General features: G+C 54.3%; 13 protein-coding genes, 1 tRNA gene and 1 pseudogene. 5 read left to right on the top strand and 10 right to left on the bottom strand.

Annotated elements, in window-relative coordinates:
• Window positions 1-107: 107 nt before the first annotated feature.
• From fabG to ACI0CA_RS01000, 5 genes are all read right to left on the bottom strand, one after another.
• On the bottom strand, window positions 108-845 hold the full coding sequence (gene fabG, locus ACI0CA_RS01020) for a 3-oxoacyl-[acyl-carrier-protein] reductase (RefSeq protein ID WP_412330711.1): 738 nt from the start codon (window positions 843-845) through the stop codon (window positions 108-110).
• Window positions 842-1,774 (bottom strand): ACP S-malonyltransferase, encoded by a 933-nt coding sequence (gene fabD, locus ACI0CA_RS01015; protein ID WP_308449153.1) that lies wholly within the window; start codon window positions 1,772-1,774, stop codon window positions 842-844. Before fabD ends, fabG begins: the two co-directional genes overlap by 4 nt.
• Window positions 1,762-2,706 carry an enoyl-[acyl-carrier-protein] reductase FabK gene (gene fabK, locus ACI0CA_RS01010; protein WP_308449152.1) on the bottom strand — a complete coding sequence of 315 codons (945 nt, stop codon included), beginning with the start codon at window positions 2,704-2,706 and terminating at the stop codon, window positions 1,762-1,764. Before fabK ends, fabD begins: the two co-directional genes overlap by 13 nt.
• A gap of 76 nt (window positions 2,707-2,782) precedes the next feature.
• Window positions 2,783-3,742, bottom strand: a complete 960-nt coding sequence (locus ACI0CA_RS01005) for a beta-ketoacyl-ACP synthase III (protein ID WP_176821016.1) — start codon at window positions 3,740-3,742, stop codon at window positions 2,783-2,785.
• 292 nt (window positions 3,743-4,034) lie between these two features.
• Window positions 4,035-4,475 (bottom strand): MarR family winged helix-turn-helix transcriptional regulator, encoded by a 441-nt coding sequence (locus ACI0CA_RS01000; RefSeq protein WP_176821017.1) that lies wholly within the window; start codon window positions 4,473-4,475, stop codon window positions 4,035-4,037.
• Window positions 4,476-4,839: 364 nt separating this feature from the next.
• Between ACI0CA_RS01000 and ACI0CA_RS00995 the strand changes: the two genes are divergently transcribed.
• Window positions 4,840-6,165: a murein hydrolase activator EnvC family protein gene (locus ACI0CA_RS00995; protein WP_316523314.1), complete on the top strand. Its 1,326-nt coding sequence runs from the start codon at window positions 4,840-4,842 to the stop codon at window positions 6,163-6,165.
• Window positions 6,166-6,292: 127 nt separating this feature from the next.
• Window positions 6,293-6,475: pseudogene (locus tag ACI0CA_RS00990) on the top strand (radical SAM protein); the annotation flags it as partial.
• 118 nt (window positions 6,476-6,593) lie between these two features.
• Here ACI0CA_RS00990 and ACI0CA_RS00985 read toward each other — a convergent pair.
• Both ACI0CA_RS00985 and ACI0CA_RS00980 read right to left on the bottom strand, forming a co-directional pair.
• Window positions 6,594-6,669: transfer RNA gene (locus ACI0CA_RS00985), tRNA-Gln, on the bottom strand.
• Between the two features lie 119 nt (window positions 6,670-6,788).
• On the bottom strand, window positions 6,789-8,273 hold the full coding sequence (locus ACI0CA_RS00980) for a serine hydrolase domain-containing protein (protein ID WP_308449934.1): 1,485 nt from the start codon (window positions 8,271-8,273) through the stop codon (window positions 6,789-6,791).
• Between the two features lie 182 nt (window positions 8,274-8,455).
• On the opposite strand from ACI0CA_RS00980, the gene ACI0CA_RS00975 reads away from it, so the two are divergent.
• Entirely contained in the window at window positions 8,456-9,151 is a 696-nt protein-coding gene (locus tag ACI0CA_RS00975) for a CPBP family intramembrane glutamic endopeptidase (RefSeq protein WP_308449935.1), read from the top strand.
• A gap of 51 nt (window positions 9,152-9,202) precedes the next feature.
• Here the strand turns inward: ACI0CA_RS00975 and ACI0CA_RS00970 are convergent, their stop codons facing one another.
• From ACI0CA_RS00970 to ACI0CA_RS00960, 3 genes are all read right to left on the bottom strand, one after another.
• Complete coding sequence (locus ACI0CA_RS00970) at window positions 9,203-9,967, bottom strand: MFS transporter (RefSeq protein WP_446807072.1); 765 nt, start codon at window positions 9,965-9,967, stop codon at window positions 9,203-9,205.
• On the bottom strand, window positions 9,916-10,371 hold the full coding sequence (locus ACI0CA_RS00965) for an MFS transporter (protein ID WP_446806618.1): 456 nt from the start codon (window positions 10,369-10,371) through the stop codon (window positions 9,916-9,918). Before ACI0CA_RS00965 ends, ACI0CA_RS00970 begins: the two co-directional genes overlap by 52 nt.
• Window positions 10,372-10,505: 134 nt before the next feature.
• On the bottom strand, window positions 10,506-10,709 hold the full coding sequence (locus ACI0CA_RS00960; RefSeq protein ID WP_308449937.1) for a hypothetical protein: 204 nt from the start codon (window positions 10,707-10,709) through the stop codon (window positions 10,506-10,508).
• 78 nt (window positions 10,710-10,787) lie between these two features.
• Between ACI0CA_RS00960 and ACI0CA_RS00955 the strand changes: the two genes are divergently transcribed.
• Both ACI0CA_RS00955 and ACI0CA_RS00950 read left to right on the top strand, forming a co-directional pair.
• Complete coding sequence (locus tag ACI0CA_RS00955; protein WP_343285209.1) at window positions 10,788-12,875, top strand: helix-turn-helix domain-containing protein; 2,088 nt, start codon at window positions 10,788-10,790, stop codon at window positions 12,873-12,875.
• A gap of 172 nt (window positions 12,876-13,047) precedes the next feature.
• Window positions 13,048-14,349 (top strand): DUF1015 domain-containing protein, encoded by a 1,302-nt coding sequence (locus ACI0CA_RS00950; protein WP_343285210.1) that lies wholly within the window; start codon window positions 13,048-13,050, stop codon window positions 14,347-14,349.
• The last annotated feature ends 193 nt before the right edge of the window (window positions 14,350-14,542 follow it).

Below are 14,542 nucleotides of genomic sequence, written 5' to 3'. Positions count from 1 at the left end.
GAAGCACTCCTTTCTCTTGAAAGTTTTGAACCGATTTATCTTTTTACGTTGAAAACTTAATCAATAAGAACTTTTTCAAGCCCGTAAAATCTCAAAATTCACAGGTTTTAAATAGCCAAACCGCCGTCTACCTTCAGCACTTCGCCCGTAATGTACGCCGCGCTGTCGGAAGCCAAAAACGCCACTGCCGCCGCAATATCCTCCGGCTTGCCCATTCTGCCCAGCGGGATGCTGTTTAAAAGCGGATTGTTGTCGCCGAGATTTTCTGTCATGTCCGTCTGGATAAAGCCCGGCGCCACTGCGTTGCAGGTGATGCCGCGGGAAGCGAGTTCGCGCGCCACGGATTTCGTCAAACCGATGACGCCCGCCTTTGAAGCGGAATAATTCGCCTGCCCTGCGTTGCCCATAATGCCGGAAACAGAGGAAATGTTGATGATTCTGCCGCTTTTCTTGCGGATGAAGCCGGAATAGCACGCGCGAATCATGTTGAACGCGCCCTTCAAATTCGTGTCGAGCACCGCATCAAAATCCTCGTCCTTCATGCGCAGCATCAGGCCGTCGCGTGTGATGCCCGCGTTGTTGACGAGAATATCAATCTTGCCGAGGTCGTTCGTCACCGCTTTCACGGTTTCGTTCACCGCGGCGGAATCCGCCACGTTGCACTGGTATGCTTTTGCGTTTACGCCAAGCGCCGTGATCTCGTTCACAACAGCTTCGGCCTTATCGGCGCTGCCTGCGTAGATGACCGCCACATTCGCGCCGTCTTCGGCAAGGCGCAGCGCAATGGCGCGGCCGATGCCTCTGGATGCGCCCGTAACGAGCGCCGTTTTGCCGTTTAAGCTCATGCGTTTTCTCCTTCTGCACGGATCGCCTGCACCGCTGCCGAAAGCGTCTCCGCGTCTTCCACGTTATATACCTTCACCGCGCGGCTCGTCTTTTTGATGAGGCCGCACAGCGTTTTGCCTGCGCCCACTTCAACAAACGTATCCACGCCCGCCTCAATCATTTTTTCAACGGTCTGCTGCCAGCGCACCGGGTGTGCCACCTGCTGTGTCAGCAGTTCTTTTGCCGTTTCTTTCGTGTACGGCTCCGCCGTGTAGTTCGCGTAGACCGGCACGGTCGGCTCCTTCACGTCCATCGTCTCCAAAACGTCGTGCAGACGCGCAGAAGCGCTCTCCATAAACGGAGAATGGAAGCCGCCGCTCACATTCAGCGGTACGGCTCTGCCTCCGTTTGCGGCAACGTCGGAAAGGAAATCCGGCAAAGTCGTTTTGAGACCCGCCACGACGAGCTGGCCCGGGCAGTTGTAGTTCACTGGGAACACGCTCTGGTGCATGCGGCACAGCTCCTCAACCTTTTCGTTCGGCAGCTTCAAAACCGCCGCCATGGCGCTGTCTGCCTGCTCGGCCGCCGCCTGCATCGCTTCGCCGCGCTTTGTGACGAGCGAGAAGCCCTCTTCCGTTGTAAAGATGCCCGCAAACGTCACTGCCGCCACTTCGCCGAGCGAGAAACCCGCCGTCACATCGGGCGTGATGCCCGCTTCACGCAGCGCTTCCGCCGCCGCAAGATCAACGCAGAACAGGCACGGCTGCGTGTTTTTCGTGATGCTGATCTCCTCCAAGGTGCCGGAGAAGCACTGGTTCTTCGTGCCGGGGCGGATACTCTCCGCCGTGTCAAACACGTTCTTTGCCGCCGCGCTGTGCTCGTAAAGGGACTTGCCCATGCCGCTGTACTGTGCGCCCTGACCGGAGAAAACAAAGGCTACTTTACCCATTTGGTCGCCCCCTTCAGCACATCTTCCGCCTGCGTGAAGATCTCTTCGATGATCTCCTTTGCGGTCTGCTCTTTGTTCACCATGCCGGCAATCTGGCCCGCAAGGAAGCAGCCGGTCTTTTCGTCGCCCTCCACGGCCGCGCGGTACAGAGAGCCTCTGCCGTACGCTTCAAGCTCCTCGTCGGAAATATCGCTGTACTCGAGCTTAAAATATTCTTTCGTGTACGGGTTCTTGATGCTGCGCACCGGGTGACCGAGACGCTTGCCGGTAGACATCGTCGCAATATCATTGGCCTTTAAGACCTTGTTTTTGTAGTTCTGGTGCACACCGCACTCCTTTGCAACCAGGAAGCGCGTGCCGAGCTGCACGCCCACAGCGCCCAGCATGAATGCTGCCGCCACGCCGCGGCCGTCGCCGATGCCGCCCGCCGCGATGACCGGAATCGTCACTGCGCTCGTCACCTGCGGTACAAGCGCCATGGTGGTCGTTTCGCCGATATGGCCGCCGCTTTCGCCGCCCTCCGCAATGACCGCACAGGCGCCCACGCGCTGCATCAGGCGTGCCATGCTGACGGATGCCACGACCGGGATAACCTTAATGCCGGCCGCAAGCCAGTCTTTCATATATTTGGAGGGGTTACCCGCGCCGGTCGTTACGACCGCCACTTTTTCCTCCGCGACCACCTTTGCCACCTCGTCCGCGAACGGGCTCATCAGCATGATGTTCACACCAAAGGGCTTATCGGTCAGTTCTCTTGCAATTTTAATCTGCTCGCGCAGGTACTCTGCGTTTGCGTTCATAGCGGAAATAATGCCAAGGCCGCCCGCTTCGGAAACGGCGCCTGCTAATTTGCCGTCCGAGATCCAAGCCATGCCGCCCTGAAAGATCGGGTAGCGAATGCCAAGCATGTCACAAATCGGTGTTGAGATCATAATGTTTTCCCCTTTCCGGCTTTTGCCTGTTGAAAACGTTTTGGTTTTTCTTTATTTTTGACTGTATGTCGTGTTTTTACCAGCGGATGATCATGGCGCCTGCAGAAAGGCCGCCGCCGAATGCCGCCAGAATGATGAGGTCGCCCTCGTGAATCTTGCCCGCGCGGTTCATCTCATCCAAGAGGATCGGCACACTCGCGGAAGACGTGTTGCCGTAGCGGTCGATGTTGATGCAGAACTTCTCCGGCGCAATGTCGGGGATTCTGCGTCGCGCTTCGTTGATAATGCGGTAATTTGCCTGATGCGGAATGACAAGCGCCACGTCTTCGCCCGCAACGCCCGCCGAAGCCATCAGATCCTTGATGTTGTCGGACATCGCCATAACGGCGAATTTGTACGTCTCGCGGCCGTTCATGTGTACGGACGTAATCTCGCTGATCTCGTTTTTGTACCACGGGGAACGGTCATAGCGCGTCGGAATTGTGATTACGTCGTCGCCGCCCTTTGTCATCAGGTGAGAGGCCACAAGGCCGTCGCCCTTGCCGAGCACCGCCGCGCCCGCGCCGTCGCCGAAGATGCAGCACGTGCCGCGGTCTGTCCAGTCGATGATACCGCTCATGCGCTCTGCGCTGACGACAAGCACGCGGTTATACGCGCCGCGGGAAAGGAAGCCCGCCGCCGTTTCCAACGCAAAGAGGAAGCCGCTGCAGGCCGCCGCAAGGTCAAACGCCGGGCAGTGCGCGCCGATGCGGTTCTGCACCATGCATCCCGTGCCCGGAGAAAGCGTGTCGCCCGTGATGGTCGTCGCAATGATGAGGTCGAGCTCATCGGCAGAGATGCCCGCATTTTCCAGCGCGCGCTCGGCCGCTTTCACCGCCATGTCCACATTCGTTTCCGTCTCGCTGATGTGGCGGGAGCGCACGCCGATGCGCTGTGTGATCCATTCATCGTTGGTGTCTACAAGCGCAGAGAGGTCGTCGTTCGTCACAACGTGCTCCGGCGCGTAGCTGCCTGTACCTAAAATTTTAAAGCTCATAGTTTTCTTTCCTTTCCGGCCGAAAAAATTTCGGCAGCGCCGTAAAGGCAATATAATAACCTTATTAAAGTGAATGTTTGTTAAAAGTCTTTAGTCAAGTTTTCTTCAGAAAACTTGCGGGTTCTTAGGGCAGCGCCCTAAGTCGTCATTCGCAAATGGCGAAATCTTTTTGCCTCCCAAAAAATCAGGACGGGAACCTCAACAGTCCAGTGGACTGTTGAGGTGTGGGAGACCCAATTAAGGGGTCTCCCAATGATTTGCCGCGCAAATCATCGAAATAAACTTAAAGAAATCACAATTTCGTCTGAAAATAAGAATTGATGCGCGTCATGGTGCGCAGAAGCTCCTCGCGCTCCTCTTCCGAAAGATCCTCGCAGATTTCCGCAATGATGCGCCGGTGGCAGCGGCGGTGGAACGCCTCCACTTTTTTGCCCTCGGGCGTTAGCATTACCTGCACCGCGCGGCCGTCGCCGGGCAGGCGCTGCTTTTCGCAGTAGCCCTTCTGCACCAGCTTGTTCACCGCCACCGTAACGGAGGGCTTTGTCACCTTGAGTTGTTGGGCGATCTCGCTGACCGTCATGCCGGTTTTGCCTTTGGCAATGAGCTCGATCATGTGCATCTCGTTGATGGAGATGTTCAGCCGTTGTTTTTTCAGTTCGTTCTGCTCCAAGATCTGCACATTGCGATAGATCTCCACCAGAAGCTCGTTTGCTTTCGCAGAAAAGCCGGACATGCTGCACACTCCTTTCGCCCATTTGCGCCGTTTTTCGATAAATTTAGTTAAACAAACTAACGAACAACCGCTGATATTGTACTCGTTTCGCGGCAAAATGTCAAGTAAAGCGCTTTCGCGCATCCTCTTTTTCCTTTGAAGTGCCCTCCTTTTCCCCGTAAAGTTATCTCGAAGCTGATACCGACTTGGGCTCTCTTGTAAGAATTCTGAAATAAATCTGTTCTTTTTCCGTAGTAATTTGCATTTTAATTCTTTTATGGAATTAAAAACCAGAAGTTATCATGTAAAATAGTCCCGTATATAAAAAGGGGGTTCGTATGCCCTTTTATGAATCGAAATTTATTGCTGAAAGGAAGTTTTTCCGTTGAAGCTGTTTTCTAAAAACATGAAGCGCATCACTGCAGCCGTGCTTTCCGCCCTGCTGCTCTGTGCCGCACCGCTCAGCTACGCCGACGATACCGTAGCCGATATGGAAGCCAAGCAGACCGAGCTCGCCAACAAAAAGGCCGACCTCGAAAACAAAATCTCCTCTCTGGAGTCTCAGGAGGCCGATAAAACCGAATACCTTACCCTGCTCTCCGAAAAGATTGATACCATCAAGGAGCAGATCGATACCGCAAACAGCGACATCACCGTGCTGAACACCAGCATTAAAAAGCTCGAAAAAGAGCTCAGCGATTCCGCAGATCAGATCTCCGATACCATGGAGCTTCTGAAAAAGCGTCTCGCCGTGCTGTACTCCGCCGGCTGCACCGTCGGCACACTGGAGATCCTCTTCAATTCCGAAAGCCTGCATGATTTCTCCATGCGCGCAGAGGCCGTCTCCACCATCACCCGCCACGATAAGCAGCTCATCGATACGGTTGCAGCGTACATGAACGAGACAAAGGCACAGCGCGAAGAGCTTGAAAAGGAAAAGACCGCGCTTGCCGATGCCAAAAAGCTGTATGAATCAAGCGAAGAGGAATTAAAGCAGCTCGAAAGCGACAACACCGCCCTGCTCGAGCAGATTCGCTCCGATAAGAGCAGTGCCGAGACCGAGCTTTCCCGTACCGAGGAAGAAGAATACGTGCTCGCAAACATGATGGCGGCAAAGATCGCCGAAATGCAGCAGCAGATGGCACAGGCAAAAGCCACGCCCACCCCGACCCCGGTACCGACCGTAGAGCCTACACCTACGCCGACCCCCGTGCCTGAAGAAGAAGTGGACGATAACGGCAACGTTATGCCTACCCCGACACCGACCCCGGTGCCGACCGTAAAGCCGACCCCCACCCCGACCCCGGTGCCGCAGCCGTCTTATGACGATGACTATTCCGGTGAAAGCTTTGCATGGCCTGTTCCGGGCTGGACCGGCGTCAGCTGTGCATTCGGCAACGGCCACTACGGCATGGATATCCCCGCAAGCCGCGGCACACCGATCGTGGCATCCCGCTCCGGTACGGTCATGACCGCAAACGGCTCCGATGATTGGGGCTATTCCTGGGGCTACTACGTCTCCATTTACCACGACAGCACCTATTCCACCCTGTACGCACACATGAGCGCCGTCGCCGTCAGCGAGGGCCAGTGGGTCAACAAGGGCGATGTCATCGGCTATGTCGGCGATACCGGCTATTCCTTCGGTGACCACTGCCACTTTGAGGTCTACCAAAACGGCACCCGTGTAGACCCGTCCCAGTTCGTATAATTTTCATCAATAAATCAAGCGCCGAGCTTTCATGGAAGCCCGGCGCTTTTGTTTTCTCTACAATTTCTGCCACCACGCAGGGCAAAGAGCTCGGCGTACACCTGTATATCTACACCGGCGGCGAGCCGACCCGTACGTGTTCATCCACTATTCCGATTCCAACATTCGCGAAAAAACACTGCTCGAAGTCCTGCAGTCGCCGCTCTTCATGGCGTACCACGATGGCCGGCCGTTCAACGAGAACCACCTGCGCCCGTGCCCCATGCTGGAAAACCCGGAGCTGCTGCGCGAGATGATTGCGAAGACCGGCGGTTTTCCTTTTTATAAACGTCCTAAGACACTTCACCGCCCAAAGGGCAGTTTCACAAATCCCCAAGGGATTTATCTTGTTGAAAAAAGGACTTTGCAAAACGCAAAGTCCTTTTTTCTGGCTGGGCTGGCGGGATTCGAACCCACGAGGTGACGGAGTCAAAGTCCGTTGCCTTACCGCTTGGCGACAGCCCAATATTCGATACCCCAAGAGTATAACATATTTCAGGCCGTTAGTCAAACGTTTTAAGCAAAGAAAAGCCGCGCGCAAACAGGTTTTCCTTCTGCGCACGGCTCCATATCCTTCTTTGAAATTATTCCGCTTTCAGCGTGTAGCGCTTGTACGGGCGGTCTGCAATGCCACCGGAGATTGACATCGTAGATTCCGTCTCCAGCGTGAGCGCGTCACCCTCAAATGTGAAAATCATTCGTCTGCCGCCTGCGGATTCCGCACAGCAAACTTCGAGCTCAAAGCGCTTGTCACTGCGCCAGCGACCCACAGCGCCGTAGGTACGGCCGCCGAGCGTAAAGCTCGTGAAGTGGCTCTGAAGGCCGATCTCCGCCGTAAATTCGCCGTTATCCTGCTCGAAAACGAGATTTGCTTTTTCGGGCGCAAATTCAAAGCGCAGCGTCTTTGTCACACCGCCCTGCGGGGCCACGATCCACACGCCGCCGATGAAATCGACAAGCCCCGGAACTTCCTCCGTAAACGCGAATTTCTTACCCTCAATCTCTTTTTCGGACCACGGGTTGCGGGAAGACAGCATCGGCGTGATCTCCGCTTTTTCCAAACGCTTCTTCAAAACGTGCGCCATGGGGCTTTCCGGCAGCGTCTCCTCGTCCGTGATGGCCGGCAGCAACGCTTCCCACGCGCAGGTCAGCTGCTCCTGCTGGTTGGAGGAAGAACTCTGCAAAATGAGCACGGTGTCTTTGTCCTCAAACACCACGCCGTACTGGCCGAACGCACCGTCCGCGCGGAACACATGCTCCGGCACGCAGCGCCAGAACTGGAAGCCGTAACCACAGCGCCAGTCGGGATTATCCGCATTATTCGCCGGACTGATCGTTGAGACCTGATTTGCGCTCGCCATGTCGAACCATTCGGCGTTCAAAAGCTGCTTGCCCTCCCACTTGCCGTGCCGGGAAACAAACAAAATAAAGCGCGCCATGTCTTCGGTCTTCAGACGGCTGCCCGCGCCGCCCATTTCGATGCCGTCCGGCAGACGGAAGCACTCAATATTCTCAATGCCGAGCGGCTCAAAAAGGCGCGGCGTAAGGTACTCGAACAGATCCTCACCCGTACGGCGCTTCAGCGCGGCGCACAGCATGTTCGTGCCGGCGGTGTTATACATAAAGCACGTGCCGGGCTTATATTTAAACTCATGCGAAAGAAAATTCTTAATCCAATCCGGCTCGTTCACATCGAACGTATTGATCTCCGTCTCGTGGCCGCAGGACATCGTGAGCAGATCGCGCACCGTGCAGGCAAGCAGATTTTCGCTCGGATTTTCCGGCATCTTGTCCGGGAACAGCTCGCTCAAGCGATCGTCAAGAGACAGCGCTCCCTCCTGGCACGCAAAGCCGATAGCCGTGGAGGTCAGCGCCTTTGTAAAGGAGAACATCATGTGCGGCGACGCCGGGTTATACGGCTTCCACCAGCCCTCTGCGCACACCTTGCCGTGGCGCAGCAGCATCATGCTGTGCAGCTCAAGCCCTCTGCTTTCTGCAAGATCGATAAATTTCAATATGCCTTCGGAATGAATACCCACGCTTTCCGGCGTGACTCTTTCCAATATCATAAATATAACCACCTTCCTTTTGATACTTTAATCATAGCACAGCAGCCCGCCCGTTTCCAGTAAAAAGAAAATTCCCCCCGTAAAATTCACTGTCAGAAATTTAGTGAACTTGTCACGTTCTGAAAGCCGTGCTATAATTTACCCGAAAAAGGCGGCTGCTCGGGCCGCGAAAGGAGAAAACTATGCTTTTAGATAAAGCGTCTTCAAAAGACAAATTTGCGCTGAAAATTCTTGCCGTGTTTTTGATTTGTGCCGCGGATATGCTTTTCGCCGCATGGGTCATATACGCCGAAAAACAAAAAGGCACGCTGCTCTCCGTGCGGGCGGCTTCCTCGTACCTGCCGCAGCTCTTTGCGCAAAATCTGCTCACGTCCGCCGTGCCCGCTTTTCTTGTTTTCCTCGCGCTCGTTTTCTGCAAAAAGCGCTTTGTGCAGGCGATGCAACTGACCGTCCCCAAAGGCAAAACAAGAAAAATCGCTGTTTTGTTGCTGTTTCTCCTGCTTATCGTCACGGCCGCAGCGCTGATCGTAAAGCCGAATAAAATCACCGTGCTGTACAGCCTATTCTACTACACCGTTTTCATCGCGTTTTGTGAGGAATTCGTCGTGCGCGGCGTATGCGTGGGGCTTTTGCGGGACGAGCCCGCCGCCGTTCGCTACCTCGTGCCAAACATTCTCTTTGCCGCCATGCACGTGTTCGCCTATGCGGATTTCGGAGCGATCACCGCGTCTTACCTTGTGCGTTTTGTATGCTCACAAATGGCGGGGCTTGTCGCCATGGGCTGCCTTTTCCAATACCTCAAAGAAAAATCCGGCTCCCTGTGGATCCCCGTCCTCGTGCACGCCGTTTTAGATTACACAGCCGTGTTCGGCTTCTAAAAATTCCCCGCAGCTTCACGTCGGAAATTTCACGAAGCTGCGGGGAAATTTTTACGAAAACACCTTTTCCGTGTTCTGCACGCGCAGGAACAGCGTTAGGATCATGCCGAGCATCATCAGGCCCGCCATGGCAAAATACAAGATGCGGATACTCGTGTTTTCCACCAGAATACCGCCAAGGTTCTGCATCAAAATGGCACTCATCGCGTCCGTAGCGCTGATAACGCCCAGTGCCGTGGAAACGGAACGCACCTGCACAACGCCGCGCACAATCTTCAATAAGATCATCCCGAACAGCGTAGAACCGATAGCACGCAAAACCAGCATGGTCACAACCGCAACAAACGCGTTCGGCGCCGTGGCGTACAGCAAAAACTGCGCCACCATAATAGCAAACGCCAAAAGCATCAGCGTGCGCCCTGAAAAGCGATCCATAAATTTGTACGAAAACAAAATGACAGGCAGCTCAACAATCGTACTGAAAAACAGCACTGTGCCCACCGCACCCGTCGGCATGCCGAGCTCCTGCAATAAAATGGGGCTATATGTCATATTGAGATTTGAGCAGCCCGAAAAAACAAACCCGATGATGACGAACAAAATGTACATCGGCGCACAGAGAAATGAAAACTGCTTGCCCGCCGCAGCCTTTGCCGCTTCCGTATCCGTAAACGAAATGTCGTCCGTGCCGAGGAAACCCACAATGGCCAGCACCGCCGAAACGGAGACCGAAACAAAAATCAGCTGCGGGCTCGTAAATTCCATCATGGCGCAGGCCACCTGTACGGCCGCCGCATAACCGAACGTGCCCCAAATACGAATGGTGCCGTAGCGGTACTTCGTCGAGGTGCCATGCGCTCGCTCACCGGCGAAAGCGATGAGATAAACCCCATGATGCAGCCGTTTAAAAGGAACAGCAGCATCGTTTCGCGCACCAACGCAAACAGAATACCGAACACCGCCACGCACGCCATCATCACCGTACAGATAAGCCGCGGCTTTCGCAGCTTATCATTGATATACCCCACGATCGGGATCAGCACCACGCCGAACAAGCTCGAAGCCGACATGATAAAGGACATCTCCGCTTTCGATTTGCCGATGCCCGTCAGATACATAGACAGCACCGAGGTAAACACGCCCAAGCTCCAGTAAAAGAAGAAATAGGTCAGGGCATACGCCGGGTAACTGCCGCGAAACGTTCGCTTGCTTTTTTCCATCTCAATCCAACCGCCTTCCCAAAATTTAGGGCGCACGCCGCACACAATGTGCAGCCCTTCCCCTCAAGGCTTATTTACGTCCATCATACCAAATCCCCCGTTGCGTTTCAAGCTTTTTGCGCACGGAAAAGCTTTTATTTTTGCAAAGCGGTAAAGAGGTACCCCCGGGCGAAAAAACGAAGCAGAATACAGTGCAGCCCTTTGAAAATAAGTGCAAAATAAGCAACCGCGTTCTGCCTTAACTGCGAGGCGATGTTCGGGAGCACTCCCGTTTTTTCTTTTCCGACGTGACGGAAGAAGCGTTCCATAAAAGTATCAGAGAAATTTTTTCGCTCCATGTTACTCAACTGTCGGTCGGTTGCTTGTGCGGGTGGACTATGATATGCTAAAGAAAAGTCCTAAGGGGAGGAAAATTTATGAATTTATCAAAAATAGGACAGTTTATCAGCCGGCGCAGGATGGCCATGGGTCTTACTCAGGCTCAACTGGCCGAACGACTGAATGTAACCGATAAAGCGGTCTCTAAGTGGGAACGTGGCAAAAGCCTGCCCGACGTGACGCTTTTCAGCCGTGTGGCTGCGGAGCTGCGCGTCAGCGTTGTGGAGCTTCTCAGCGGCGAACTCATGAACGTGGTTCGCAGCAGCAATCTGGACGAGGCCGTCGATTGGGATGGAAAAGCAGCTCAGGCCACACCTCTCACCTTACGCCGGGACGATCCTGCGGATTTACTGGTTTCGCCCTACTTGTTCGGCTGCAATCTGGAGCACACTCGCTCCTGTATCTATACCGGCCTATCCGCCCAGATGGTTCGCAATCGAAAGTTCGCCGGGAAGCCCACGGCTTGCGAGGGCTGCGCCATAGAATGGTTTCCCTTGGGGGAACGTGGCGTGTTTGCCTTGGATGAACCCTACACCCGCCACGGAGAAGGCTACCACATGAAGCGGACCCTCGAATGTAATTCCGTCGGTATCTTCAACCCCTACTGCGGGGAAGCTGTCGGCATGGGTCAGCATGGCATCACAATATCCCAAGGGCAACCGTATCTGTTCGGAATGGTGGTTAAAACCCAAGAATCGGTGAAGTTTACGGTTTCATTGACAGATCGAACCGGAAAGAACGTCTACTGCCGTGCCACATCTGTAGGTGGCGGCGACGATTGGACCCGTTTAGAGGTGGAGCTCACCCCGCAGGCCGCTGACCCTGATGCCGATCTGCGAATCTGCTGGGAGAATGCGGGTTATGTCTGCGTAGGAGCCGTTTCTTTGCTGCCCAAGGATCACTTCCACGGAATGCGCCGCGATGTGGTGGAAGCCATGAAGGATTTGGGCATCAAGGTGCTGCGCTGGCCGGGCGGCAATTTTGCCGGGGAATTCAACTGGATGGACGGCCTTTTGCCGGCGGATATGCGTGCGCCGTTCCAGTCTTATTTGGGTCTGGAAACTCAACCTCACACCATGGGCTACGATTTCAGCGAGATGAATACCGATGACTTTATCGCCTTGTGTCGAGAAATCGGTGCCGAGCCGTTTATCACCATCAACCCCTGTTGGAACACCCCCGATGAGAACGCCGCTTGGGTGGAATACTGCAACGGCGATGTCTCAACCCCCTACGGAAAACTCCGAGCCAATCGGGGTCACCAAGAGCCTTACAACGTGCAGTTTTGGTCATTGGGTAACGAATTCGGTTACGGTCACATGGAGGGCGACAACACTCCTGCCGGGTACTGCCAGATCGCACTGGAGAATGGCAAAAAAATGCTGGAGGCCTCACCCGGTCTCAGCCTGTGCTCCTCGGGACCCTATCCTAACAAGGAATGGGCAGAATTTTCAGCCAAGCCGCTTGCCGGGATTTCTCAGATGATTTCCCAGCACTATTATGGCTACGACCCCCATTACACCGACCTTTCCACCGTAGAGGAGGAATATAACCGGTGCATGGCTTCTGTCTCCCGGATGCGGGAGCTGATTCACCAGTCCCGGCAGTGGCTGGAGCCTTCTATACGCATTTCCATGGACGAGTGGAATGTGTGGTATGCCTGGTACCGTCCTTCCAGTGTTACCGACGGTATTTATGCGGCGCTGGTTCTGCACATGTTGATGGAAGAGGCGGAAAAAAGCGGGATAGCCCTTGCGTGTCACTTTCAGGCAATCAACGAGGGAATGCTGTGTGTGAAACCGAATCACGTGAGCTTGACAGCGCAAGGACAAGTGTTCTCCTGGATGAATCGCTGGCACATGGGTAATCGTCTGTGCTCCGCGTCTCAAGAAGCCGTTATTACCGTGGATCGAGAGGGTCGGGTGTCCGCCACGGTGGTGAACGCCGCATTTCACCGCAAAAAGCCGGTGGACTTCTCTTCCTTTGGACCTTGCAGCGAGGCGGTGCTCTTCTCCAGTGACACCGTGTTGCCTCCCTCCTCATTTACCCAGTCAAACGTTCTGGACCAAGCTGCGGGCGGAACCTTACAAATGCCGCCGCACAGCGTTTTGTTCTTGCGCTTTTAAGAAGCAGGTTTTTATTCGAACGGTCGGGGAATACGGACAAAACAGCCGGGCTGTGAAGTGTTTTCGGACTTGAACTGCGGCGAGGATGTTTCATGTTGTATTGCTTTTTTCTTGACGCAAGAGTGCTTTGCCGTTATAATGAGAAAAAGTGAAATCTAAAGGAGGCACCACGATGGCAGACATTCGGGCATTTCATGCCATGCGGTACACAAAATCGGCGGGAGAAGCGAAAGAACTGACCTGTCCGCCGTATGACATCATCAGTGAAGCGGAGCGCGCGGCGTTTTTGGAAAGAAACCCGCACAACGTCATACGCCTGGAGCTGCCGCGCGGCGAAGAACCGTATAAGACCGCCGGCAAGACGTTGCACACGTGGCTTTCCGACGGCACTTTGCGCTGTGACAAGGACGCAGGTCTTTATATCTACGAGGAAGAATTCAAAACCGACGTAGACCATGGCGAGGTGCGCAGCCTAAAGGGCATCGTGTGCCTTGTGCGCGTGGAGGATTTTTCTGCGGGCGTTGTGCTGCCGCACGAGGAGACGCTCTCTAAGGCGAAAAAGGACCGTTTTGAGCTGATGAAGGCGACGAACTGCAACTTCAGCTCGATTTACTCTTTGTATCAGGACGAAAAGGGCGAGACGCAAAAGCGCATCGACCGCCTTTCCGCCGGCACGCCGTACTGCGAATTTTCAGACGAACTTGTCACACACCGCCTGTGGATTGTGAATGACAAGCAGGCGCTTGAAGCGTTCCGCGCCGATTTTGCGCCGCGCAAATTGTACATTGCGGACGGGCATCACCGCTATGAAACCGCAATTCATTACCGCGATTACTGCCGTGAAAATGCCGTTTGGGCGCCGGGCAGCGAATTCGTCATGATGACGCTCGTCGATATGGCACATCCGGGGCTTGTGGTGTTCCCGACGCACCGCCTTGTGCGCGGCATTGAGGGCTTTTCCGCCGAAAAGGTACTTGAAAGCTGCGGGGAATACTTTCAAATCGAGACGCTTGCGGACAAAAGCGAGATTGAGCCGCGCATGAAAAATGTGTATGATGCCGGGCAAAAGGCGTTCGTATTCGTGTATAAAAACGGGGACAGAATGAACTACGCGCTGCTGATTTTGAAAGACGCGGCGGTTATGGAAGAATTTATGCCCGAAAAGAGCGAGGCCTCGCGCGGGCTGGACGTCAGCGTTTTGCACACGCTCATTTTGGAGCGCGCCCTCGGGATTGATCGCGAAAATATGGCAAGTCAGAAAAACTTGACGTATACGCGCGATTTGAACGAAGCGCTTTCCACGGTTGAAAGCGACGAGATGCAGTGTGCATTTATTTTGAACCCCACGCGCGTGGAGGAGATCGGCGCGGTAGCGGCTGCGGGCGAAAAGATGCCGCAGAAGTCCACGTATTTTTACCCGAAGCTTATCACAGGGCTTGTAATGAACAATTTGGAAACGCCTGTGGAAGATTAAAATTTATTTTTAATAAGTCAAGCGCCGTGCTTTTACTCCAGCATGACGCTTGATTTTTTATATCAATATCGGAGACAATCCTTTTCAAACCATGCCGCTTTTCACGTCAAAGCAGGTACCGGACGCATCACTGTGTATTTCCGTAAAACTTTGTAACGTGTATAATTCCCCGCATTTCTCAAATACTACCCAT

Source organism: Hominenteromicrobium mulieris (assembly GCF_046197855.1).
Lineage (GTDB): Bacteria > Bacillota > Clostridia > Oscillospirales > Acutalibacteraceae > Hominenteromicrobium > Hominenteromicrobium mulieris.
This window is presented reverse-complemented; position numbering and strand designations above follow the sequence as displayed.

Coding starts and splice junctions, on each gene's coding strand:
- ACI0CA_RS00960 (WP_308449937.1), bottom strand. CDS start 10,709: ATGGAGCGAAAAAATTTCTCTGATACTTTTATGGAACGCTTCTTCCGT.
- ACI0CA_RS01000 (WP_176821017.1), bottom strand. CDS start 4,475: ATGTCCGGCTTTTCTGCGAAAGCAAACGAGCTTCTGGTGGAGATCTAT.
- ACI0CA_RS00975 (WP_308449935.1), top strand. CDS start 8,456: ATGCTTTTAGATAAAGCGTCTTCAAAAGACAAATTTGCGCTGAAAATT.
- ACI0CA_RS00980 (WP_308449934.1), bottom strand. CDS start 8,273: ATGATATTGGAAAGAGTCACGCCGGAAAGCGTGGGTATTCATTCCGAA.
- fabK (WP_308449152.1), bottom strand. CDS start 2,706: ATGATCTCAACACCGATTTGTGACATGCTTGGCATTCGCTACCCGATC.
- ACI0CA_RS00955 (WP_343285209.1), top strand. CDS start 10,788: ATGAATTTATCAAAAATAGGACAGTTTATCAGCCGGCGCAGGATGGCC.
- fabG (WP_412330711.1), bottom strand. CDS start 845: ATGAGCTTAAACGGCAAAACGGCGCTCGTTACGGGCGCATCCAGAGGC.
- fabD (WP_308449153.1), bottom strand. CDS start 1,774: ATGGGTAAAGTAGCCTTTGTTTTCTCCGGTCAGGGCGCACAGTACAGC.
- ACI0CA_RS00965 (WP_446806618.1), bottom strand. CDS start 10,371: ATGGAAAAAAGCAAGCGAACGTTTCGCGGCAGTTACCCGGCGTATGCC.
- ACI0CA_RS00950 (WP_343285210.1), top strand. CDS start 13,048: ATGGCAGACATTCGGGCATTTCATGCCATGCGGTACACAAAATCGGCG.
- ACI0CA_RS01005 (WP_176821016.1), bottom strand. CDS start 3,742: ATGAGCTTTAAAATTTTAGGTACAGGCAGCTACGCGCCGGAGCACGTT.